We start from the raw sequence: 23,403 nt of genomic DNA on the forward strand, positions 1-23,403 counted from the left end.
TGTTAATCAAGAAGGTAGTCAATCTTCTTATTCAGTGCTCGTACAGACTCCTCGGTGAATAGCAAGAGGAGCTCACACTCTATATTTACGTGCTCAATCGTATAATGGATTTCTATCGCCAGTGCTTTATCCCAACCATTGTTGCCGTAGGCCACCAGGTCAGCCATACCACAATGCTGACCCAGAACCACGGGATGCCCCTGGTTAAAAACAATTTCCAGCTGGTCACCGATACCATGAATACAGGCGCCGATTAACACAGAGGCGGTATCCATCAGCAGCTCTAGTTCGGCGGCCTGTGTCAGTGGGCCCGAGTACTTCATCAGAGAGGCCAGACTGGCAAACGAGGCATCATTGAACATCAGCATAGCTTCGCCAGAGATGCCAGCACCGATAAAGCCCTGACACACAGCCGAAACACTGCTGTCGCTGGTGGCGCCTTGCAGAGCCATATTCAGGTCACTGTTCTCAATGACGCTGATTTTTGGGATAGGAAGCACGACGTATGCATTCAGCAAGCGAGCCAGGCGATCAGCCGCCTGACCCATAGCTACGTTGGTAAGTTCCTGATAACAGTCGCGCTGGTCTTCATTAATAATCGCTGCTGCTGACATTTCAGGCCCCCGTCATAATGCCGTATTCGGTCAGCACGGAGCGCGCTTTGTCGGCATCAATCGGTTTTTTGATAAACGCCATCGCTCCCAGCTTTTTGACTCTCTCCTGGGCGTCGGGCTGGATATCGCCAGAGACAACAATAACCATGGCTGGAAGGTCGTCCCGACGGATAGTTTCGAGTACACCATAGCCGTCCATGTTCGGCATAGTCAGGTCGAGAAAAACGACATCACCTTTACCCTCACGGATCGCATCGACGCCTTCCACCCCATCACCAGCAAAGTGGACCTCCACCTGCCACTCTTCAGGCAGTGCTCGCGCCATCTGTTTGCGGGCAAAACTCGAGTCGTCACAAATCAGTACATTAAGGCTCATTCCGGTTCTTCACTTCCTGTAAGTCTGGTGAGAGGCTGCTAGTCACATAGAACGACGTCGCTGAATACATCGCCCATGCTTTAAGTAATAGTTGCTCTCAGTGATTACAGCAAGGAAGAACCCTGTAAAGATCAGCTGCGTTTGTCGTAAACCACAACCAGCTGGCGCGACAGCGCAAGAAGGGAGCCATCGGCACGGAAGATACGTGCGGTTGTGTGGGCGTAGCCACCGTGCGCTTCGGCGATGTCAACTTCGTAATAGAGCCAGTCATTCGCCTGTAAAGCCTCACCACCGGTAGAGGGCGCAGAAGGCGAATCGAGGAGTTCGAGGCTCCAGGTGATACTGGCACAGGGAGCGACCGACTTGAGCTTCTGAAGAGTGGCGGGAGGCCAGGAGTCGATCAATGCAACGAGATGGGCTTCGGTAAGAGGACCAGCACAGTCATTGAAGCGCATCCAACCATGGATGTGGTTGTCTTTGCTGTTCGAGAAGGGCAACCCGCCGCTGACATAGCTGAAGTCAATATGACGCACGAACTCCGGAGTCACGCCCTGGATATATCCCAGGCGGGTGCCACTGCCGGGTTCACCCGGTTCGCGCTTGTCTGCATGGACAATTACATCAGATTCCCGAGCCTTGCCATAGCAGGCACTGACTACGGTGGCACAGTCCTCGTTCTGGATGACCTCTGCCTGTAAGTGTGAAACTGAGCGGCCGGCTCTGAGCTCCCGCGTAGCAATATCGTATGGTTGCTCGGTCGTCAGTGCTCCACAGAAATGAATACTCAGAGATCGAAGCGGCGCAGTTTGGGGGTAGTCCCGCTCAAGAGCAGCTAATGCAAGCGCTGCTGACATACCGCCAAAGGTGGTCTTTCCCTGACCCCAGGTGGCATCGACAGCAGGCATCTCGCCATTGAGAAGGGCTTGGTAGTAGTGATCGAAAGAGGTCATTACGAGTCCTGTTTTACTATAAAGATCACCTGCTTCTGCGTGTGATGATCATATATGTCAATTTAATAGCTCGGATACAGCATTGCTCATCGATTGAGTGACAAGTACCTTAACCATTCTGGTTTTTAGGAGCCCTTCATTATGTCAGATCAGCTGACGCAGAGAGCTACCCGGTTTGTATCGGTTCTGCCGCATTGTCGCGTACTCAACATGACGGTGGAATACGCCGACGGTGAAAAAGTGATTCTCAAGTTACCGTACAGTGAGGCCATTATAGGCAACCCTGACAATGGCATCGTTGCGGGTGGCAGTCTCACGACCTTGATGGACACAGCATGCGGCACAGCCGCGTTTAACTGCTTCGAAGACGGGGAAGTCTGTCCAACACTGGATTTACGGATGGATTATCACCGCGCCGCTAAGCCCGGTGAAAACCTGATTGGCGAGGCCAGAGTGGTAAAGCGGGCGAACAGCCTGGTGTTCACACAGGGCGAAGTACGGCAGGAAAGTGACAACGTCGTTGTTGCTACTTGCACCGCTAACTTTATGCGCATTGGTTTGCGCCTTGGTAGTAAGTAAGGGAGCGAAACAATGACTGAAGCCATGCGCAAAATTCTGCAGCATTGCCGAGACAACGGTGATTTTGATGCTGTGATTGATGCTGTTCCGTATGCCGGGCTACTGGGTATTAAGCTGCACGCGATGGATCTGCAACCAACATTTATTCTGCCCGCAAATAAAGACAATATCGGTAACCCGATGCTACCAGCCATTCATGGTGGTGTGATTGCGGGGTGCATGGAAACCTCAGCGGCGCTGCACCTGCTGATGACCATGGAAAGTATTGCTCTGCCTAAAATCATCGACTTCTCGATTGATTATCTGCGTGCGGGGCGTCTGCAGGATACCTTCGTCAGCTGTCAGGTATGGAGACAGGGCAGTCGGGTTGCTAACGTGGCCATTAACGCCTGGCAAACCGATCCCGGTGAACCTATCGCTACGGCGCGAGCACATTTCTTGTTGGTTCAGGAGTGAGATTTTCCGACCGCTAAGAAAAATCGCACAGGGAAATGAGTGCGGTTATTCAGAGGTGCTTTAATTTCAGAGTGCGCCTTGTAAAGAAAGGGCGAATCACCATACACTGTCAGCGAATTATCTGTCGGGGTGCCTGACCGGTTATCAAAGATAACCACACAGGCTGAGATCGCGAATGCGGGTCCCGTTGAACCTGATCTGGTTAGTGCCAGCGTAGGGAACAGAGATGAACTGCCGGGACTCCCCGTGGTCTGCGTACGCCAATTCTTATGGTCACCTTCGTGTGATTCTGTGTGGTGTTCCCATCTATTCTCGTCGCTGCCTGCCTGATCCTTTTAAGGAAAAGAGCATGGCTGACAATACAAACAACGAATTTAACCTTACCTACGCTTATCCTGCGTCTGAAAAAATATACCTGAGCGGCAGTCGCGATGACATGCACGTTGGTATGCGTCAGATTAATCTTTCGGATACGACTCAGGCGGACGGCAGCAAAACGCCGAATTCTCCACTGCGCGTTTACGATACGTCAGGCCCGTACACCGATCCTGCAATCACGGTCGATGTGACGAAAGGGCTGGCACCGGTGCGTGAGCAATGGATTGAAGATCGTGGCGACACTGAGTTCAGCGCCATCACCTCACGAGAATCAAACCGCATAGCGATCAAAGAAGGCCAGCTTTCTCTGCGCCAGAAAGTACGAAAGGCCAAAAGCGGAAAGAACGTCTCCCAGCTCTGGTACGCACGTCAGGGCATAGTTACCCCCGAAATGGAGTACGTTGCCATTCGCGAGAACATCGGCCTGTCACAGGAGGGTATGTCTGCTGAAGTCGCTAAGCAGCATCCCGGCAAGCGTTTCGGTGCGAAGATCCCAGACTATATTACGCCTGAGTTTGTTCGTGATGAGATTGCCTCGGGCCGAGCGGTATTACCCTCCAATATTAACCATCCTGAAAGTGAACCGATGATCATCGGGCGTAACTTCCGTGTGAAAGTAAATGCCAATATTGGTAATTCTGCGGTGACATCCAGCATCAGTGAAGAGGTCGAAAAAATGGCCTGGGCTACCCGCTGGGGGGCAGACACGATTATGGACCTCTCTACCGGCGATAATATTCACGAAACACGTGAATGGATTCTGCGTAATTCACCGGTTCCGGTAGGTACCGTTCCTTTGTATCAGGCGCTTGAAAAAGTCGGTGGGGTTGCAGAAGACCTCACATGGGAGATCTATCGCGATACATTGATTGAGCAGGCAGAGCAGGGCGTCGATTACTTCACTATTCATGCGGGAGTGCGCCTGGAATTTATTCCGATGGCGGCAAACCGTTTAACAGGGATCGTCAGTCGTGGCGGGTCGATTATGGCGAAATGGTGCCTCGCACATCATAAAGAGAGTTTTCTCTATACCCACTTTGAAGATATCTGCGAAATTATGAAAGCTTACGATATCTGCTTTTCATTGGGGGACGGTTTGCGGCCGGGTTCCATTGCGGATGCGAACGACGAAGCACAATTTGCGGAATTACGTACATTGGGCGAGCTGACAAAAATCGCCTGGAAACACGATGTACAAACCTTTATCGAGGGGCCGGGTCATGTGCCAATGCACCTGATTGAAGAAAATATGACAGAACAATTAGAGCACTGTCATGAGGCCCCTTTTTATACGTTAGGCCCACTGACTACAGATATTGCACCGGGGTATGACCACATCACTTCTGGTATAGGTGCAGCTCTGATTGGTTGGTATGGCTGTGCGATGTTGTGTTATGTCACACCGAAAGAGCACCTCGGTCTGCCAGATAAAGAAGATGTTAAGCAGGGTCTGATTACCTACAAAATTGCAGCTCATGCTGCGGACCTTGCGAAAGGGCATCCGGCGGCGCAGATGCATGATAATGCGATGTCTGCGGCGCGATTTGAATTCCGTTGGGAAGATCAGTTCAACCTGGCACTCGATCCGGATACAGCTCGACAGTATCACGACGAAACCATGCCAAAAGACGGCCATAAAGTAGCGCACTTCTGTTCCATGTGTGGCCCAAAATTCTGCTCCATGAAACTGTCGCATGATATTCGCAACCAGCGACAGGGCATGGAGGAAATGTCTGAAAAATTCCGTGCGAACGGATCGGAACTTTACGTCGATGCAGTCGAGCCCTGAGCCATGTCTTCAATAGCCGTGATCGGCGCTGGTTTGATGGGAAGGCTACTCGCCTGGCGACTGAGCCGGAGCGGGATGCAGGTCACTGTTTACGAACGCGCCAGTGAAGAAACACCTGAATGTGCGGCATGGACTGCCGCTGCAATGGTTGCCCCTGTTGCTGAAAAACCGCTGTGTCATCCCGAGGTTTTTGATCTCGGTATGGAGTCTCTGACTCTATGGCCCGGGCTTCTGGAGGATTTATACAAAGACTCTGGTATCCGGGTGCCATACCGACGTCGCGGCACCCTGGTTGTTGCGCACCCGTCGGATCAGGCAGAAATGGATTTGTTTAAGCGTGATATGAGCGCCCCCGATATTTCGGGCGATTCTTATGCCGTTGCACTTGATAGTACTGGGCTTCGTCAGAAAGAGCCCGCGCTCTCTGGCGAATTTAAACAAGGCTTCTGGTTACCCGATGAAGCGCAGGTCGATAACCGTGTTTTACTCAGCACCTTACAGCTTGCTGCAGAAAAGCATGGTGCGGATTTCCATTTCGCCTGCGAAGTAAACAGAACGGACGGCCGCTATTCGCTTGACGTGCGCAGCACTGAATTATCCGATCCGGATTTCGATAAATTCGATAAAGAACTACAGCAGGCAGATCTCGTTATTGATTGTCGTGGAGCCGGAGCCCGAAGTGATGCTGAGCGGATTATTCGCGGAGTGCGTGGCGAAACGCTCTGGGTTTCCAGTCCGGGCACCGAATTTCATCGTCCGGTGCGTTTGCTTCACCCCAGGTATCATTTGTATATGGTGCCGCGTGGGAACGATTGCTATCAGCTTGGTGCAACAGAACTGGAGAGTGATGATTGCTCTCCGGTGAGTGTCCGTTCTGCAATGGAAATGCTGAGTGCGTTCTGGGTGCTTTCACCGGATTTTTCGGAAGCTCGGATTTTGTCTATGGAAACGAACCTCCGGCCTGCAACGCAGGACCACAGACCTTGCATAAAACTGCAGAATAATTCTGGGGGGCAGAAAACACTCTTTGTTAATGGTCTGTTCAGGCACGGATTCTTACTGGCACCGGCCTTACTGAAAAAGATCGAGTCACTGTTAACTGCTGAAGGGCTGGAGAGTATGAAAATGAGAGTATCTGAACAGGGAGGTGTGGCGTGATTGAGATCATCGTCAACGGTAAATCCATGGCCTGGACCAGTGAAAAAAATGTATACACTCTGATCATCGACACGCTGAACTATCCGGCTGAGAGCAGTCGTTTTGTCGTAGCCCTGAATGGCGAGCTTCTGCCAGCAGAGCAGTGGCCTTCAACCAGAGTAAACAACGGCGACATCATTGATGTGCTGGGAGCAATTACCGGTGGCTGATTCAGACGTATTTACTATTGCACGTGAAGAGATTTCAAGTCGCTTGTGGCTCGGGAGCTCAATGTACCCCTCGCCCGATATAATGGTGTCTGCCTTTGCCAGTGCGCAGCCGGGGTTTGTCACCATGTCGCTGCGCCGACAGACGGCGGGTGATCTTGCTAACAACGATTACCACGAGCGTGTTAATCAATGGTTGGGCGCCAGCCAGTCGCGTCTGTTGCCCAATACTGCCGGATGTCAGTCGGCAAAAGAAGCGATTCAACTTGCCATTCTCGCGCGTGAATTATTCAAAACTTCATGGATTAAGCTTGAAGTTATCGGCGATGAATACAGCCTGCAACCCAATGTTTTCGAGCTTGTGAGTGCTGCCCGGGAGTTGTCTGCTCAAGGGTTTTACGTCTTGCCATATTGCACGGATGATCTGGTGGTGTGCGAGTCATTGTTGCATGCAGGATGCCCAGCGGTTATGCCCTGGGGCGCGCCGATAGGGACAGGTAAAGGCATCATTAATCCATATCAGTTACGTACCCTTCGTGCACGGCTGCCTGATACCACGATTATTGTTGATGCAGGAATCGGTCGGCCATCTCAGGCGATGCAGGCGATGGAAATGGGCGCCGATGGCGTGTTGCTCAATACCGCGGTCGCAAAAGCAGCAAACCCAGTGGCAATGGCAGGAGCCTTCGCTGCCGCCGTCGACGCCGGTCGGGCTGCTTTTCATGCGGGTTTTATGACTGAACGTGATATGGCATCGCCGAGTACGCCAGTGGCGGGCATGCCGTTCTGGCACACCGCCATGCGGGGAGGGTAATCCCATGACTAGTGAAACTAAGCCTAGGTACTTAATGGCGATCTGCGCTTCTGACAGTCGTGGGGGAGCGGGTTTACAGGCTGCTCTGTCGCAAGCAGCTTTATCTGGGTGCGAATGCCGCAGTGTAGTTCTTGCAGTGACTGCACAGAGTCATCAGGGAGTGGAAGCCGTCAGTCATGTTTCAGCCTCTATGGTTGAAGCTCAGGTTCAGGCCGCGCTCAGAGACGGCCCGCCAGAAGCAGTCCTGATCGGCTGGCTGCCACCTGAACCAGAAGTGTTGGAATATCTGCGGACGTTCCTGAACGAGCTTCAGGCCAGCAGTCGGGTGCCGGTCATCTGGGACCCGGTGGTGTCAGCGACTCTTGGGGAGCTACCGGCGGCACACTCTGGCCTTACCGGTTTAATTCCGAACGTGTCTGTCATGACGCCATCACTTGACGAGGCTCGTTGGCTGTTAGGAGATCAGACATTGAGTGCCGCTGCGGCGGGCGCGGCTCTGCAGCATGCGGGTGCTCATACGGTGGTTATTACCGGTGGCGATGATGAGCAGCAGCAACACTCGGCCTGGGTTACAGACCTGATATTCAGCCGTTCTGATGAGAACTTTCCGGAGACGGCGGCAAAGCCCTCTTTTGCTCTTCATCAGCAGAGAGAAACAACCCAGGCGCACGGCACGGGAAGTCAGTTCTCGGCGGCCCTTGCGGTTCAGCTCACAAAAGGTACGCGCTTGTACGATGCGATTGTCATTGCCGCTGCTGCCGCACGTCAGGCACTGATTGCCAGCTCGGGAGTCCTTGGTATTGAGTTCGGAGGCACTGAGTCCGGAGGCATGGAGCCTGAGCGCTCTGTCTACAGAAACTGCATTGCCAGTGCATTGCCGCAAAGCGGAGACGAGTGGCCCTTGATTACCGATGTTGGGACGTATCCGCGTACTGATCGTTTTGAACCTTATAATCCGGGGCTTTATGTGCTGACAGAGTCGTTGGATCACCTTGAAATGCTGCTTGATATGGGTGTGGATACCGTGCAATGGCGAATTAAAGCGCCGGGGACTGATTACAAGGATCAGACTCGGCGGGCGCTGGCAATGTGTCGCAGTCAGGGGGTCAGTTTCTGGCTCAACGACGACTGGCCGTTAGCGCTTGAGCTGAAGCCAGATGGTGTGCATCTGGGTCAGGAAGATCTGGTCAGTGCGGATATCGACGCTCTTCACGCCGCAGGCGTCGCGTTAGGTATCAGTACTCACACCGAGTGGGAAATTGCCCGGGCACGCGCCCAAAAGCCGAGTTATATCGCCTTTGGCCCAGTGTTTACGCCACTGTCCAAGCGCCTGCGCTATCAGCCTCTCGGTATCGATTGTCTGACCGCCTGGAGTAAGCGGTATCATACTTGGCCTCAGACCTGTATCGGCGGCATTGTTCCCGAAAACGCCCGCCTTGTTGCAGAGTCGGGTGTGGGGTCTCTGGCCGTAGTGACCTGTATCGCCGGTGGTCCAGCCGACGAGCCTCTTATGCGCAGTAACATCGCCGACCTTCGCGCAGCCCTTGAAATGTTCTCGCCAGCCCCAAAATAGGTCATCAGTACATAGTCGATGGCCAGTCAGCAATGGGTGGCTGGCCATCGGCGATCACAGTAAAAGGGCTGACACGTCTGAAAGGAGAGATGAATGACTGCCGCAAGTAAAGAAACACTGGGATTTAAGACAGAGGTTAAGCAGCTTCTGCACCTGATGATTCACTCTTTGTACTCCAACAAAGAAATTTTCCTGCGTGAGCTGGTGTCCAACGCATCGGATGCCTGTGACAAGTTGCGTTTCCAGGCGTTAACTAACAATGACCTGTACGAATCAGAGTCAGACCTGAAAGTCGACATCACGTTTGATAAAGAGGCGAAAACCCTGACCATTGCCGATAATGGTATCGGTATGACCCGTGATGATGTTGTGAATCATCTGGGGACCATCGCCAAATCAGGGACTGCTGAATTTCTGAGCCAACTGAGCGGCGATCAGCAGAAAGACTCGCAATTAATTGGTCAGTTCGGTGTGGGTTTCTACTCGGCCTTTATTGTTGCTGACAAGGTGATCGTTGAAACTCGTCGTGCCGGTGAGAGCGCAGAGCAGGGCACGCGTTGGGAATCCGAAGGCGAGGGCGAATTCAGCCTTGAGTCAATTGAGAAAGCTGGCCGCGGTACAAGCATCACCCTGCATCTGAAAGAGGGCGAGGAAGAGTTTGCTGACAGCTTCCGCCTGCAGAACCTGATCAAGAAATATTCGGATCACATTGCGATCCCTGTATTTGTACAGCAGGACAGCAATGATGACGACGGCGAAGGTGAAGATGCCTCCGCTCCAGAAGCTGTGAACCAGGCGCAGGCGATGTGGACCCGCGCTAAGAGCGACATCAGCGACGAAGATTATAAAGAGTTTTATAAGCACGTTTCCCACGACTGGAACGAACCACTGACATGGATGCATAACACGGTCGAAGGCAAGCTGAACTACACCAGCCTGCTGTATATTCCGGCGCAGGCGCCGTTCGATATGTGGAACCGCGAAGCCAGCCGTGGCGTTAAACTGTACGTTCAGCGCGTCTTTATTATGGATGACGCCGAGCAGTTCCTGCCCGCGTATCTCCGCTTTGTTAAAGGTGTTCTGGACTCCAACGACCTGTCTCTGAACGTCTCTCGTGAAATCCTGCAGCAGGATAAGCAAGTCGATAGCCTGCGTTCAGCACTGGTGAAGCGAGTGCTGGATACACTCGAAAAAATGTCGAAAAAAGACGCTGAGAAGTACCAGACCTTCTGGAATCAGTTCGGTGAAGTTCTGAAAGAAGGCCCAGCTGAAGATTTCGCCAACCGTGAAAAAGTGGCAGGTCTTTTCCGCTTCGCGACTACTCAGAGCGAAGGCACGGAGCAGACCGTTTCTCTTGCTGACTACATTGCTCGCATGCGCGAAGGTCAGAAGAAAATTTACTACATCACTGGCGAAAATCACGACGCTGTTGCAGCCAGCCCGCACCTCGAATACTTCCGTAAAAAAGGTATTGAGGTACTGCTGCTGACAGATCGCGTTGATGAGTGGATGGTCGGCCACCTGAGTGACTTTGATGGCAAAGCATTCCAGGATGTTACCAAGGGCGAGCTGGATCTTGATGAGCTGGCTGACGAGTCCGAAAAGGAAGAGCAGAAGCAACTCGAAGAGTCGCACAAAGCACTCATTGAGCGTCTGGAAGCAGCGCTGAAAGACGACGTTAAAGAAGTCCGTGTCAGCTCGCGCTTGTCAGATTCTCCCGCATGCCTCGTGGTTGGCCAGTACGACATGGGTGGTCATATGCGTCGCCTGATGGAAGCTGCTGGTCAGAAGGTGCCAGAGCCTGAAGTTGCACTCGAAGTGAACCCGTCACATCCATTGATTGAGCGCCTTGATCAGGAAGCGGACGAAGATCGCTTCGCCGAACTGGCACAGGTCATTCACGCGCAGGCCCAGCTTGCAGAGGGCAGTCAACTGAAGCAACCCGCTCAGTACGTTACCCGCCTGAACAAGCTGCTGCTTGATCTGATGAAGTAAGCCTTGCCTTAACAAAATGCTCATGCGCTTCTGGTGTGTGAGCATTTTTCCTGACACTCCCGTACACTCCTCAACACCTAGGTCACCATGCCTGTCTCTGGCGTACTTTTCCCAACGACAGACACGCTGGTATCATAGACCGATAAGAATTCTATTACTGAACATCTATTACTAAAAACAGGACGCCGTACCACGATGAACACACTTACGTTGGCCCGTCGCATTTCTCTGGCTGCTATAGCGTCAGTCGCTGCAATTTCTACTTCTGCGATGGCTGGGGGATCTTTAGATATCAGCCTGGCGGACACTACTGCTCGCGTTGGCTGGGATGCCACCCGCATGGATACCGGTATGCACCTGAACCTGGCGGCTCTGCACGAGAGTGACCAGGGCGACATCATCTCGGGGGGCGTTCATGTGGTGGATGTCCGTAATCCGAATTCAGACCTGTATATCGGTGTTGGCGCCAATGCTTACGGCATATTCACTGATGACAATGACGGAGCCGCCATTGGTGTAGGCGGCTTTGCCCGTTACAACTTCCCGTTCAACCGTAACTTTGGTGTGAGTGGTCATGTGTACTACGCGCCGCCGGTTGTGTCATTCAGTGACGTGAATAACTTTGTCGATGCAGATCTGCGTCTGCACTTTAATATTCTGCCGACGGCCCACCTTTACACAGGCTTCCGCATGACCTCGGTTTCTTTTGATGATCAGAGCGGTCGTCATAAGATCGGCGATGGTCTGCACCTCGGCCTGAAGCTGAACTTCTGATGAGTCAGTGGCTGAGCTTCACCAACCAGAAACTCTATCAGGCACGATTGCTGTTGGAGCAGGCGCGTCGCGAAACCGGTAACCCGGCACTTGCTGAAGGGCTTGAGACCTCAGGCCTGTACCTTATGCAGGATGCCTTTATTTCGTATCTGAATGAGCTGGCGACGCTTGCTACTTACCGCGGCGAAGTCAGTTCATTTTCAGATCTTCTGAACAAGACACCTCTGGTGACCGGTGAAATGACCGAGATTCGGATTCTGGCCGAGGACCCTTACTCATGGTTGAGTGCATTTCTGCGTGAGGCAGAAACGCGTTGGCGTCCGGGCCCGGCTGGAAACCCGCAGGCAGCGGGTGCGGTCAACGTCATTGCCGTTGCACAGAGCGATGACATACAGCCACAGTCCTGGTGGCAGCATCTGTCTGACCTGATCGATAGTCAGCGTGAGAATCGGCAGGAAAGCTGATTCTCCCAGTGACTCTCGTATAAAGCGTCACCCCCCTGTGTTATCATCCGCGCTCAGAAACGAAGAGGCACTTATGGCTGGTTTTTTCGAAATTGTAGAGTTATCCAATGGTGACATTGCCCTGCGTCGTGCCGACGAACAGGACAGCGATGCGCTGGTTCGTATCTGTTTCTCTGAAGATGCGAAAGCAAGTCTCCAGGAGCACCATATGGATGTGGCCAGAGTAATGCTCGAGGCTGGCGTGCGCCTCGTGGGCGATCTGTCTGGGATGGAAGTCGAGAGTGACGACTTTGAGGTGCCGCAGAGCAGTCAGCACCTGCATTGATTTGTCCCTGGCAGACAAATTCATAAAAAAATCCGGTATCGGGCAACTGATACCGGATTTTTTTTTGAATTTCAGTATCCTAACTAAAGCCCTGTTAACGGGTGTACTTGTGAAAATTGACTTCTGAGGATGAGAATGAAAAAGCTAGTAGCACTCTCGACTGTAGTACTTTCCGCTTCACTGATCACCGCGTGCAGCGATGAGCCAGAAAGTTCTGAACTCGTTCAGGCATACACTGAAGCCCGTGAGCAGACGCGCACCGCGCTCGAAGAAACAAAAGATGCCATTAAAGCGATGGAGAACAACCAGGACGCGCTGGAAAAAGCCCTTGAGCGACTGGATCGTGTTGTTGAGTTGCACGAAAAAGGTGCCGTTGTGCACGTTCCTGCCGCTACTACTGCTCAGTAATTCGGGCGGATCAACTACCAGCTCCGGCTGGTAGTGTCTTATTCTCCACGCACAATGAACAGGTGTGATCCGTTTTCTTCTGCGACACGGCGTAGCAGTTGACGGGTATCTGCCGCGAGTTCGCCTGACCACTCAACAATCAAATGGCTTTTACCTGATCTCAGCGCCTTGATACACAAGTCAAACTGAGTAGCGACTTGAGTATTCAGGTGAAGTACCGGAGAGTCGCTGATGCCCGCTTTTGCCAGCCATTGTTTGTTCAGATTCTGGCTTGGGCTCAGCCACATCAACCAACGTTTCTGGTCGCTGCACAGAGCCAGCACAGGCAACAGCTGGAAGGGTTGTAATGCACTGCCTTCAGACACAATGACTTCCGTCATACTGCCTTTAGGCACGCTTCTGACGGGTGCCGCAGAGCTGAGTGGTGCTGCTTCTGGACATACTTCGAAAGATAACTGACGCATAACAATCTCTCCTGTCGTGTACCGTTTACCTGTTACTCTGGTCGGTCGCGTTACTGGCGACGAATAACACCTACGTATTTACCTTCAATCGCAAATTCCTGCTCTTTCAGGTTGACCTCAATCGGGGCGTAATTTTCGTTCTCAGCAAACAGAGTTACCTGATTGCGGCTCTTGTGGTATCGCTTAACGGTTACTTCTTCACCGACGCGGGCAACCACGATGTCACCATTGCGTGCGGTCTCTGCTTTATGCACTGCGATGTAATCGCCATCCATGATGCCGATGTCGATCATGCTGTCGCCATGCACCTCGAGCAGGAAGTTCGCTTCCGGCTTAAAGAACGACGGCGGAATTTCGCAGTAATCTTCAATATGCTCCTGAGCCAGGATAGGTTCACCGGCTGCAACGCGACCGATTACCGGCAGCCCCGGAGAGTCTTCACCTACGATGCGAATGCCACGGCTGGCACCTGGCATCATCTCAATGGCACCTTTTCGTGCCAGTGCTTTCAGGTGTTCTTCTGCTGCATTCGGTGAGCGGAAGCCAAGTTCTGCGGCAATTTCTGCTCTCGTCGGCGGGTAGCCTGTTTCGTCAATGGCTGAGCGAATCAGGTCAAGAACTTCCTGCTGGCGAGCCGTGAGCTTTTCCATGACATTTATCCAGTCTGTTGATTTATACAGTGTGTGTAAATATATACAGTACCTTTTACTGTGTAAATACCCAGTGCCGTCTAATTTTAGATCTGACGGAATTTTCCCCGAATTGCTGCAATTGTTGCGTGTTAAGTGTTTTAAACGTATGTTTGAAACACTTGTTAGTTGGATAAGGCACTATGGCGCAGAAAGATACCGCGCGCAGCATTCTCGATGCTGCAGAAGAGTTGTTTTCAGAACGGGGTTTCGCGGAGACTTCGTTGCGTAATATTACGACTAAGGCTGATGTGAATCTGGCTGCCGTGAATTATCACTTTGGCTCTAAAAAGTCTCTGATACAGGCTGTATTTGCCCGCTTTCTGACGCCCTTTGTCGCTGAACTCGATAAGGCGCTCAATACCTGCGATGCAGAGCAGGGCGAACAACCTGCTGACCTGATGTCTTTATTGCGGCTCTTATCTGACACCGCATTACGTTCGGGGGCAGACCGGCCTGAACGTCTGCGTATCTTTATGCGTTTATTGGGGCTTGCCTACAGTCAGGGTCAGGGCCATGTACGTCGTTTTCTGCGCGTGGAGTATGGTCATGTATTTCGCCGCTATTCGGATCTTCTTACCCGGGCGACGCCGGAGCTCTCCGACGAAGACCGCTTCTGGCGGGTTCATTTCATGCTGGGTGCGACTATGTTCACACTGAACGGGGTTGATTCTCTGACCGCGATGGCGGAGCATGATTTCGGTAAACCCACCGCCACGCCGGATGTTATCGATCAGTTGCTGCCGTTCCTCGCCAGCGGGCTGAAGTCACCTGCGGGTAACTAAGGAACGCGTCAGTAGATGTCAGATCTTCCGTTTATTGAGATCTCAGTCGAGGATCAACTCTTGCGGCTGACTGAGCGCGATGGCATTACTGAATATTCAGTGTCAACGGCATTGAATGGCATAGGTGAAGAAGAAGGCAGCGGCTGCACGCCGAGAGGCTGGCATCGTATCTGTGCTGTTATTGGCCGTGATCAGCCGGAAAACGCCGTATTCCGTGGGCGTCGTCCAACGGGTGAAATCTATTCTTCAGAGCTTTCCGAAGAGCATCCGGACCGGGACTGGATACTTTCCCGCATCCTCTGGTTACAGGGCCTGGAGAGTGGGCTCAACCGCTTTGGCAACGTCGACTCCCAGCGTCGTTTTATCTATATCCACGGCACACCGGATACTGAACCTATGGGGAAACCCTTGTCTCATGGTTGTATTCGCATGCGTAACAGCGATGTGATTGACCTTGCTGAACGGATTCAGGCCGGTACCCGGGTGTGGATTCAGGCGGCAAGTTTTCAGCGAATTTCCTGCATCAATTTGTGAGATGACGATGACCGAGTCTTCAGTTTCTTCCACTGATTCATACGCTGTGTCGGATGCGTTAGCACAGGCCGTCGGCGTGATTACCGATATTGAAGGAACGGCGTTGACGGATGAGGATCGTGATTTCTTAACTCAGCCTGAAATCGCCGGGCTTATTTTTTTCGCGCGCAATTACGAATCTCCTCAGCAGCTGAAAGCTCTGACGGGAGAATTAAACGCGTTGAGACCCGACCTCCTGCTCACCGTAGATCAGGAAGGTGGTCGTGTGCAGCGCTTTCGCTCCGGCTTTACGCTGTTTGAGCCGATGATGCGCTATGAAGCCATTTTTGTGGAATCACCTGAAAAAGCGCTTGAGCTCGCCCGTTTGGGTGGCCAACTTCTGGCTACTGAGTTAATCGCGCATGGTGTTGATCTGACGTTTGCCCCGGTTCTGGATATTGAGCGAGATCTTTCTCGGGTGATTGGTGATCGTGCCTTTGGTCACAGCGCAGACACGGTGACGTCATTGGCCAGAGCCTGGTGCGAAGGACTTTCTTCTGCGGGCATGATGTCCGTTGGTAAACACTTTCCGGGGCATGGTGCCGTTGAAGCGGACTCACATCTGGAGTTACCGGTCGACCCGCGCGATGCCGAAGCCTTAGAAGCCGAGTCGGTACCTTTTAAAACGCTGATCAGCGAAGGCGTGATACAGGGCATTATGCCTGCTCACGTCGTCTATCCTGCCATTGATGCAAACCATACCGCCGGTTTTTCTTCTGTCTGGTTGCAGGATATTCTGCGTAAGCAGCTCGGCTTCAGCGGCATCATTTTCAGCGATGACCTGTCCATGGAAGGCGCTGCCAGTGGCGGCGACTTTTATCAGCGGTCGATCGCTGCGGCTCAGGCGGGAGCCAACGCACTGGTGGTCTGCAATAACCGACAGGCCGCCAAAGATGTCGTCAGTGCCGTTGCCGATTTGTACCGTGCAGGCACTGGCGCTTTAAAGCTTGAATCACTAAAACCCGATAGCAAGGCTAATGCCCTTGATGAAAAGGGCATGGCCGAGGCCCGTAAAATACTGGTCTCGTATCAACTGATCAGAGACGACAACCTGTGAGTGCAACTTCTCGTAAAATCGCTGTTATTGGCGGCACCGGCTTAACCGAGCTTGATGGGCCGGAGATCAGCCAGACATTGGCTGTAACGACTGACCTTGGACAGCCGTCTTCACCGCTGTCAGTCGGGCGCTGGCGAGAGCAGGAGGTCGTGTTTCTTGCGCGGCATGGGCATCCTCACAAAGTCCCTCCTCATAAGATTAACTACCGCGCAAACCTGCTGGCATTAGAGGCACAGGGTGTTACTCATATCATTGCTGTGAATGCTGTGGGTGGCATTCACCCGGACATGGGTTCAGGCAAAATTGTGATTCCTCATCAGGTGGTTGATTACACCTGGGGCCGCGAAAGTACTTTTTTTGATGGTGAGTACCGTCCGCTTGAGCATATTGATCTCACGCATCCGTACGATGAGACGTTGCGCCAGGCGCTTGTTAAAGCGTCATCAGAATGTTCAGTCGACGCGCTTGATTTCGGGGTCTATGCGGCGACACAGGGGCCAAGATTAGAAACTATCGCTGAGATTAATCGTCTCGATAAAGACGGTTGTGATCTGGTCGGTATGACGGGCATGCCTGAAGCAGCCCTGGCGAGAGAGCTGGGTATTCCTTACGCGAGTATCTGTCTTGTCGTGAATCCGGCCGCCGGAAAGAGCGACGACCTGATTACCATGGATGAGATACGCGCCGTGATCGACTCAGGAATGAGTGAAGTCCGCGATATTATCGCAGCTTCATTATCCCTGATCTGAAGCTTCGCTCTCTGGGGCTTCTTCTGAGGCCTCTTCTGGCACCTCATAAGGCGTTACCTTGACGACCATACCTAGAAGGGGGTGATCAAGGTAGTGGACCTCACCGCTGCGCATGCGGCGGCTACGCTCGATTTTTGCTGCGCGCAGCGGAATCCATTCTGGCTCAGGTTCAGCCACAGGCTCATTGGTGATCCCTTGATCCGGGGGAAGGATCGTCATCTGACCTTCAACCCCGGGAAGGGCGTCTGAGTTACCTATGTTGTCAGATATGGTGTCAGAGGTGACGGCCATGGTCATGGCGCCTTCTTCGGTATTTTCAGTAGTCTCGCCAGACAGTGGTGCATCAGCCGGAATGGTGAAGATCAGCTGGTCTACTTCAAGATCCGGGCGGATATGAATGTAGCGGCTACGGTACAGGTTGAAGCTACCGCTGATATCGATGCGGAAGTTCTCTTCTTCGTAACTGGCGGTTACTTCGTGATCGTAGGCGTTGGCTGAATCCTGAAGTTCTTCGATCCAGGCCTGGTGCCACACGACTTTCATATCGCTGCGGTAGCCAAAGCGATTAACGGCGTTGGCGAATTCGAGGTCGTCGAGCAGCGTTACCGGAGGCGTGCTGTCAGTATCTTCTTCGGCGGAGTTCATCTCGTCTGAAGCGTCGGGATTAAGCTCTGACGATTCGTCAGCGGATACCTGCAGAACACCTGAATTGGCGTCGCCGGCAGTACCTTCCTCTGACTTCACAATACCTGGCTCTGATTCAGCAGTCGCTGCAGTGTCTTCCTCTAATGCAGCCGCAATTGCAGCTTCTTCCGCCTCTGCGCGCTCCTTCAGGAGGGGCCAGTGTTCCTCGCGGGCACTGTTTTCGTCCAGATAAGTGAACAGCATAACTTCGACACGATAATGTTCTGCCGCGTTTACAACGCTGGGCAGCATGCTCAGTGTCAGGCCTGCAGAGAGCAGGGCGGAAAGGGTCTTCACGAATTCGGGTCCTTCTGTAAATCTGTCAGAAGTTGATCAATAGTGCGGAAACGCTGGTCGAGTGTTTCCATGTTCGCGTAGAAACGCAGCGAGTTTCCGTCGTCCAGTTTATAGGCATCCGGTCGCGTCTGCACCAGCTTGATCAGAGTGAATGGATTTATCTCGGTATCACGGCTGAATTCAATTTTGCCCGTACTGTCGTTGGCATCGAGTCGGGCGATACCCAGCGGTTGCAGTTTGAATTTGAGTGACGCAATACGGAAAAGGTTCTTAACCTGTTCAGGTAACAGGCCGAAGCGGTCGATCATTTCTACCTGCAGCTCTTTCAGCTGGTGATCGTCTTTCGCGCTGGCAATGCGCTTGTAGAGCGTCAGGCGGCTGTTCACATCTGGCAGATAGTCATCCGGAATCAAGGCCGGAATATGCAGATTTACATCGGCGCCGTGCGTTGCTGCAAGGTCAACTGAAGGCTCTTTGCCTGCGCGAATCGCATTAACGGCCTGCTCAAGCATTTCCATATAGAGGGTGAAGCCAATCGTTTCAATCTGACCCGACTGTTCATCACCTAACAGTTCACCAGCGCCACGAATCTCAAGATCGTGCGTCGCAAGCATAAAGCCCGCTCCCAGGTCCTGGGATGCGCCGATAGCATCCAGACGTTTTTCAGCATCTTTGGTGAGCTGCTTCGGTGGTGGTGTCAGCAAATACGCATACGCCTGGTGATGCGAGCGACCGACGCGCCCCCGGAGCTGGTGAAGCTGCGCCAGACCAAACTTATCAGCACGCTCAATGATGATGGTGTTTGCCGATGGGATATCGATCCCCGTTTCGATGATGGTGGTACACACCAGCATGTTGAAGCGCTTGTGGTAGAAGTCGCTCATCACGCTTTCCAGCTCGCGCTCTGACATCTGGCCGTGGGCCACACCGATGCGCGCCTCAGGAATCGCTTCGCTCAGTTCGCGCGCGGTTTTCTCGATACTCTTCACTTCGTTGTGCAGGTAGTACACCTGACCACCACGCAGAATTTCCCGCAGAACCGCTTCTTTGGTGACCGCATCGTCCTGCTGGCGGATAAAGGTTTTTACACTTAAGCGCTTGGCCGGTGGTGTCGCGATGATCGACAGATCCCGGATACTCGCCATCGCCATATTCAGCGTTCGTGGAATCGGTGTGGCCGTTAAGGTGAGGATATCGACCTCTGCCCTTAAAGCTTTGATTTTCTCTTTCTGAGCGACACCAAAACGGTGTTCTTCATCAATAATCAGCAAACCAAGGTGGTCAAATTTCACGTCTTTCTGCAGGAGCTTGTGGGTGCCGACCACAATGTCGGTTTTACCTTCAAGCATCCGGTCGAGTGCGGCCTGAGTTTCTTTCGCGGATTTGAAACGCGACAGCACATCGACTTTGACCGGCCACTCGGCAAAGCGGTCAGCAAAGTTCTGATAATGCTGCTGTGCGAGCAGGGTAGTCGGTACGAGTACGGCGACCTGTTTACCACTCTGAACGGCCATGAAAGCGGCGCGCATGGCAACTTCGGTTTTACCAAAGCCAACATCACCACACACCAGACGGTCCATTGGGCGCGGTGAGCACATATCACCAATCACAGCTTCGATGGCTGCCTGCTGATCCGGTGTTTCTTCGTAAGGGAAGCCTGCTGCAAAACGCTCGTAATCGGTATCTGGCTCATCAAAAGCAAAGCCTTTACGCGCCTGACGGCGGGCGTAGATATCAAGCAATTCTGCGGCGGTGTCCCGAATTTTCTCAGCGGCTTTACGCTTCGCGGCTGACCATTTATCGGTGCCGAGTTTGTTCATTGGCGCGGTTTCTTCGGCGCCACCACCGTAACGGGAAATCAGGTGCAGGCTTGATACCGGTACGTAGAGCTTGTCGTTACCAGAGTATTCCAGCACAACGAACTCATTCACCTGGCCGCCTGCATCCAGTGTCTGAAGCCCGGTGTAGCGCCCGACACCATGATCGAGGTGAACCACCGGCGAGCCTTCCTTCAGCTCTGACAGGTCGCGGATCACCATATCGCTGTCAGTTTTCTGCTTCTGGCGGCGGCGGGTCTGGCGGATACGCTGACCGAATAATTCGTTTTCAGTGATCAGGTGAATCTGTCGACCGCTATCGGTCATCGATGCACCGGCCTCAAGTGGGCCAGTCAGCATCAGAATGCGCTTCTCCGACACCAGGGCATCGGGCCAGCGTTCAAATTCATCCGGCAGGACTTTAATGCGTTGCAGTAACTCTTTCAGGGCCTCACGGCGACCGGCGGACTCAGCGCAGAAGAAGACCTGACCTTCGGCGTCTGACAGCCATGCCTGCAGACGCTGTAGAGGTTGATCCAGTCGCGAATCGACGGTGAGATCAGGAAGAGGCTGAGTTTCGAATGCCACGGCGCCCGCGCGTTCCGGAAGCTCTTTATCGTGCAATTGAACACGAGGGTAGTTGTTCAGCGCGCTGAATAACTCGTCGTGCGCCAGAAATAGCTGCGCAGGTGGCACGATAGGGCGCTGAATATCGTAGCGACGACTTTCATAGCGGGCCTCAACATCGTCACGGAAATGTTTGGCAGCGTCTTCGATTCCCGCATCATGGATGACCAGCGTATTGGCTGGCAGGTGTTCAAACAGGTTGCCGAGATCATCACTGAAGAACAGTGGCAGATAGTATTCAACACCCGCCGGAGCAATGCCCTGAGCAACATCGGTATACACACTACAGGCTTTCGGGTCCTGTTCGAAGAAGTCGAACCAGCGGGCCTTAAAGGTGCGGATGGCCGTGGTATCTAACGGGAACTCACGCGCTGGTAAAATCCTGACCCGCTCAATTTTATCCAGCGTGCGCTGGTTGTCTGGGTCGAAGGTACGTAGTGATTCAATTTCGTCGTCGAACAGCTCTATGCGGAACGGCAGTGGCTGCCCCATAGGGAATATGTCGATGATCGAGCCGCGTACCGCGTATTCACCGTGTTCGTACACGGTATCAACACAATGATAACCGGCGTTCTCAAGTTGACGTCGGGTGTTGTCGACATCAAAAGTACTGCCGATATCCAGAACGAAAGTCTGGCCCTGATAGAAACTTGCAGGTGGAAGTCGCTGCTGCAGGGTTGAAACCGGAATGATCAACACGCCCTTGCGGACATCATGCAGCTGACTCAGAGTCGCAATACGCTGGGAAATGATGTCCTGGTGGGGCGAGAAAATGTCGTACGCCAGAATCTCCCAGTCCGGGAAGTGCATGACCTCAAGATCAGGCGCGAAGTAGCGGATCTCTTCTTCGAGGCGCAGCGCCGAGCTGGTATCCGTGGTGACAACCAATGTCAGCCCCGCGTGTTCAGTCGCAGCACTGGCGAGTGCCATGGCCTGGGTAGAACCCGTCAGCTGGCCCCAGAAACGGCGTTCACCTGCACGTTGGGGGAGTTCAGGGTGTAAAGGGCTGGACATTCGCGCTCCTGAGCGGTGTGTTCGATGCAAATAAGGTCGGCTAGTTTACCCAAAGCACCGGGCACTGTTAACCGAATGAAATCGCGCCGGCACGGCGCCTGCGAAAGATTTGTCGGCAGCCTCGAAAATCGGCATAATACCGCCCCGATTTTTCCTCTTAAATTAACTTCTTTGTAAGGTGACCCCGTGAGCAAAGACCAGCGCGACGCCTGTTTACAGGACTGGATGGACCGTGAAGCCATCGCCGAGTCAATGATTCCTCTGATTGGTACCCTGTACCGCCAGAAAAGCATCGTTTCTTCTATCTACGGCCGTCCGGTCATTAATCGCTCAGTCATTGAGCTCCTGAAAGCGCACCGTTTTGTCCGTCACATGGAAAACGAAGAACTGTCAGTTCAGGATACCTATCCTCTGCTGCAGGCTCTGACCGAGATGGACGTTGCTCAGGCGCACATCGATCTGGGTAAGCTGGCGGTTAAATATCGCACCGAAGGTAACGGCAAAGACGTTAAAGAATTCCTGGCTGAAGAATTGGCTAGCCTGAACGGCGAAGCGGGTGACAGCGAAAACCGTGACGTTGTTCTGTACGGTTTCGGTCGTATCGGTCGTCTGCTGGCTCGTATCCTGATCGAGAAAGAAGGTGGCGGTAACGGCCTGCGTCTGCGCGCGATCGTTGTTCGTCGTGGTAAAGGTGATGACCTGGTTAAGCGTGCATCACTGCTGCGTCGTGACTCTGTACACGGTACTTTCCGTGGTTCTATCAGCATCGACCACGAAAACGAAGCCATCATCGCGAACGGCACTTACATCAAAATCATCTACGCCAACAACCCGGCTGAGATTGATTACACCGAATTCGGTATCGAGAACGCTCTGGTTATCGATAACACTGGTGTATGGCGTGACGAAGCTGGCCTTGCTCAGCACCTTGAAGCAAAAGGCACCGCGCGCGTACTGCTGACTGCTCCAGGCAAAGGCGACCTGAAAAACATCGTTTACGGTATCAACAACAAAGACATCGATGCATCTGACAAGATCCTGTCTGCAGCATCATGTACTACCAATGCGATTACGCCAGTACTGAAAGTGATGAACGACCAGTACGGTATCGAGAACGGTCACGTTGAAACTGTTCACTCCTACACCAACGACCAGAACCTGATCGACAACTACCACAAAGGTGACCGTCGTGGCCGTTCTGCTCCGCTGAACATGGTAATCACTGAAACAGGCGCAGCAAGCGCAGTAGCGAAAGCACTGCCAGAACTGAAAGGTCTGCTGAGCGGTAACGCGATCCGTGTACCAACGCCAAACGTTTCTATGGCGATCCTGTCTCTGAACCTGAAGAAAGAAACCAGCGCTGAAGAAGTTAACGACTTCCTGCGTGATCAGGCGCTGCACTCATCTGTGCAGAAGCAGATCGACTGGGTTAACTCTCCAGAGGTTGTATCAACTGACTTCGTTGGCAACAGCCACGCAGGTATCGTTGATGCCAAAGCGACTATTGTTAACGGCAATCGTGTAAACCTCTACGTTTGGTACGATAACGAGTACGGCTACAGCCGTCAGGTGGTTCGCATCGCGCAGCAGGTATGCGGCGTTGAGTACCCGACTTACCCGTCTCGCGGTTAAGCCGGAAAAGAAAAAAGCCGTTGTCGTCTGACAGCGGCTTTTTTTTGTCTAGAATTTATACAAAACCAGTACGGGCGTGGCTGGCATTATCCATTAGTGTGAGATTGACCGTAACGTCAGTGGATAAAAGTCAGTTGCGTCATTATACTTAGCGCG

General features: G+C 52.9%; 24 protein-coding genes and 1 riboswitch. Of the genes, 17 read left to right on the plus strand and 7 right to left on the minus strand.

Translation table 11 applies throughout. The features are described from left to right. Positions 1–2 precede the first annotated feature (2 nt). From B3007_RS11740 to B3007_RS11750, 3 genes are all read right to left on the minus strand, one after another. Positions 3–614, minus strand: coding sequence for a histidine kinase (locus B3007_RS11740; RefSeq protein WP_301377390.1), 612 nt, complete (start codon positions 612–614; stop codon positions 3–5). A 1-nt stretch (position 615) separates the two neighbouring features. Beyond that, the gene (locus B3007_RS11745; RefSeq protein WP_068440908.1) at positions 616–990 is read right to left on the minus strand and encodes a response regulator; all 375 of its coding nucleotides are present in this window, start codon (positions 988–990) and stop codon (positions 616–618) included. Positions 991–1,121: 131 nt separating this feature from the next. Continuing rightward, on the minus strand, positions 1,122–1,940 hold the full coding sequence (locus B3007_RS11750) for an acyl-CoA thioesterase (protein WP_273090919.1): 819 nt from the start codon (positions 1,938–1,940) through the stop codon (positions 1,122–1,124). 141 nt (positions 1,941–2,081) lie between these two features. Here B3007_RS11750 and B3007_RS11755 point away from each other — a divergent pair, with 141 nt between their 5' ends. From B3007_RS11755 to B3007_RS11810, 12 genes are all read left to right on the plus strand, one after another. After that, a complete protein-coding gene (locus B3007_RS11755; protein ID WP_068440913.1) occupies positions 2,082–2,519 on the plus strand; it encodes a PaaI family thioesterase in 438 nt (145 codons plus the stop codon). 12 nt (positions 2,520–2,531) lie between these two features. Then, entirely contained in the window at positions 2,532–2,975 is a 444-nt protein-coding gene (locus B3007_RS11760) for a PaaI family thioesterase (RefSeq protein WP_301377386.1), read from the plus strand. Between the two features lie 115 nt (positions 2,976–3,090). Next, positions 3,091–3,212, plus strand: a riboswitch (TPP riboswitch). Between the two features lie 112 nt (positions 3,213–3,324). After that, complete coding sequence (gene thiC / locus B3007_RS11765) at positions 3,325–5,142, plus strand: phosphomethylpyrimidine synthase ThiC (protein WP_301377384.1); 1,818 nt, start codon at positions 3,325–3,327, stop codon at positions 5,140–5,142. Positions 5,143–5,145: 3 nt separating this feature from the next. Then, positions 5,146–6,300: a glycine oxidase ThiO gene (gene thiO, locus B3007_RS11770; protein ID WP_301377382.1), complete on the plus strand. Its 1,155-nt coding sequence runs from the start codon at positions 5,146–5,148 to the stop codon at positions 6,298–6,300. Next, positions 6,297–6,509, plus strand: a complete 213-nt coding sequence (gene thiS, locus B3007_RS11775; RefSeq protein WP_076516169.1) for a sulfur carrier protein ThiS — start codon at positions 6,297–6,299, stop codon at positions 6,507–6,509. The genes thiO and thiS overlap by 4 nt, the downstream gene beginning before the upstream one ends. Then, positions 6,502–7,320 (plus strand): thiazole synthase, encoded by an 819-nt coding sequence (locus B3007_RS11780; RefSeq protein WP_301377380.1) that lies wholly within the window; start codon positions 6,502–6,504, stop codon positions 7,318–7,320. Before thiS ends, B3007_RS11780 begins: the two co-directional genes overlap by 8 nt. Before the next feature lie 4 nt (positions 7,321–7,324). Beyond that, on the plus strand, positions 7,325–8,893 hold the full coding sequence (locus B3007_RS11785; RefSeq protein WP_301377378.1) for a PfkB family carbohydrate kinase: 1,569 nt from the start codon (positions 7,325–7,327) through the stop codon (positions 8,891–8,893). Positions 8,894–8,986: 93 nt separating this feature from the next. Next, the gene (gene htpG / locus B3007_RS11790) at positions 8,987–10,888 is read left to right on the plus strand and encodes a molecular chaperone HtpG (protein ID WP_301377376.1); all 1,902 of its coding nucleotides are present in this window, start codon (positions 8,987–8,989) and stop codon (positions 10,886–10,888) included. 195 nt (positions 10,889–11,083) lie between these two features. Further along, positions 11,084–11,662 (plus strand): YfaZ family outer membrane protein, encoded by a 579-nt coding sequence (locus B3007_RS11795; RefSeq protein ID WP_068442861.1) that lies wholly within the window; start codon positions 11,084–11,086, stop codon positions 11,660–11,662. Then, positions 11,662–12,126 carry a DUF6586 family protein gene (locus tag B3007_RS11800; protein ID WP_068442864.1) on the plus strand — a complete coding sequence of 155 codons (465 nt, stop codon included), beginning with the start codon at positions 11,662–11,664 and terminating at the stop codon, positions 12,124–12,126. The genes B3007_RS11795 and B3007_RS11800 overlap by 1 nt, the downstream gene beginning before the upstream one ends. A gap of 73 nt (positions 12,127–12,199) precedes the next feature. Further along, on the plus strand, positions 12,200–12,451 hold the full coding sequence (locus tag B3007_RS11805) for a hypothetical protein (RefSeq protein ID WP_068436843.1): 252 nt from the start codon (positions 12,200–12,202) through the stop codon (positions 12,449–12,451). 135 nt (positions 12,452–12,586) lie between these two features. Then, positions 12,587–12,859: a hypothetical protein gene (locus B3007_RS11810; protein WP_068442867.1), complete on the plus strand. Its 273-nt coding sequence runs from the start codon at positions 12,587–12,589 to the stop codon at positions 12,857–12,859. Positions 12,860–12,897: 38 nt separating this feature from the next. Here the strand turns inward: B3007_RS11810 and B3007_RS11815 are convergent, their stop codons facing one another. Together B3007_RS11815 and lexA are read right to left on the minus strand one after the other, a co-directional pair. Continuing rightward, on the minus strand, positions 12,898–13,323 hold the full coding sequence (locus tag B3007_RS11815) for a cell division inhibitor SulA (RefSeq protein WP_068436174.1): 426 nt from the start codon (positions 13,321–13,323) through the stop codon (positions 12,898–12,900). Between the two features lie 50 nt (positions 13,324–13,373). After that, positions 13,374–13,973: a transcriptional repressor LexA gene (lexA, locus tag B3007_RS11820; RefSeq protein WP_068436172.1), complete on the minus strand. Its 600-nt coding sequence runs from the start codon at positions 13,971–13,973 to the stop codon at positions 13,374–13,376. A 182-nt stretch (positions 13,974–14,155) separates the two neighbouring features. Here lexA and B3007_RS11825 point away from each other — a divergent pair, with 182 nt between their 5' ends. The 4 genes from B3007_RS11825 to B3007_RS11840 are packed head-to-tail and all read left to right on the plus strand — an operon-like array spanning position 14,156 to position 17,176. Then, complete coding sequence (locus B3007_RS11825; RefSeq protein WP_068442870.1) at positions 14,156–14,797, plus strand: TetR/AcrR family transcriptional regulator; 642 nt, start codon at positions 14,156–14,158, stop codon at positions 14,795–14,797. Between the two features lie 15 nt (positions 14,798–14,812). Continuing rightward, positions 14,813–15,331, plus strand: a complete 519-nt coding sequence (locus tag B3007_RS11830) for a L,D-transpeptidase (protein ID WP_297532023.1) — start codon at positions 14,813–14,815, stop codon at positions 15,329–15,331. A 7-nt stretch (positions 15,332–15,338) separates the two neighbouring features. Then, positions 15,339–16,427, plus strand: coding sequence for a beta-N-acetylhexosaminidase (gene nagZ, locus B3007_RS11835; RefSeq protein ID WP_297532021.1), 1,089 nt, complete (start codon positions 15,339–15,341; stop codon positions 16,425–16,427). Next, a complete protein-coding gene (locus B3007_RS11840) occupies positions 16,424–17,176 on the plus strand; it encodes an S-methyl-5'-thioinosine phosphorylase (RefSeq protein ID WP_301377372.1) in 753 nt (250 codons plus the stop codon). The genes nagZ and B3007_RS11840 overlap by 4 nt, the downstream gene beginning before the upstream one ends. On the opposite strand, the gene B3007_RS11845 is transcribed toward B3007_RS11840, so the two are convergent. Further along, positions 17,162–18,157: a CsiV family protein gene (locus tag B3007_RS11845; protein WP_301377370.1), complete on the minus strand. Its 996-nt coding sequence runs from the start codon at positions 18,155–18,157 to the stop codon at positions 17,162–17,164. The two genes, B3007_RS11840 and B3007_RS11845, sit on opposite strands and share 15 nt — an antisense overlap. Beyond that, on the minus strand, positions 18,154–21,615 hold the full coding sequence (mfd, locus tag B3007_RS11850; RefSeq protein ID WP_301377369.1) for a transcription-repair coupling factor: 3,462 nt from the start codon (positions 21,613–21,615) through the stop codon (positions 18,154–18,156). The genes B3007_RS11845 and mfd overlap by 4 nt, the downstream gene beginning before the upstream one ends. Before the next feature lie 186 nt (positions 21,616–21,801). On the opposite strand from mfd, the gene B3007_RS11855 reads away from it, so the two are divergent. After that, complete coding sequence (locus B3007_RS11855) at positions 21,802–23,247, plus strand: glyceraldehyde-3-phosphate dehydrogenase (RefSeq protein WP_076516182.1); 1,446 nt, start codon at positions 21,802–21,804, stop codon at positions 23,245–23,247. Positions 23,248–23,403: the final 156 nt, after the last annotated feature.

Origin of the sequence: Thalassolituus sp. UBA675 (genome assembly GCF_002297765.1) — a bacterium.
GTDB lineage: Bacteria > Pseudomonadota > Gammaproteobacteria > Pseudomonadales > Oceanobacteraceae > Thalassolituus.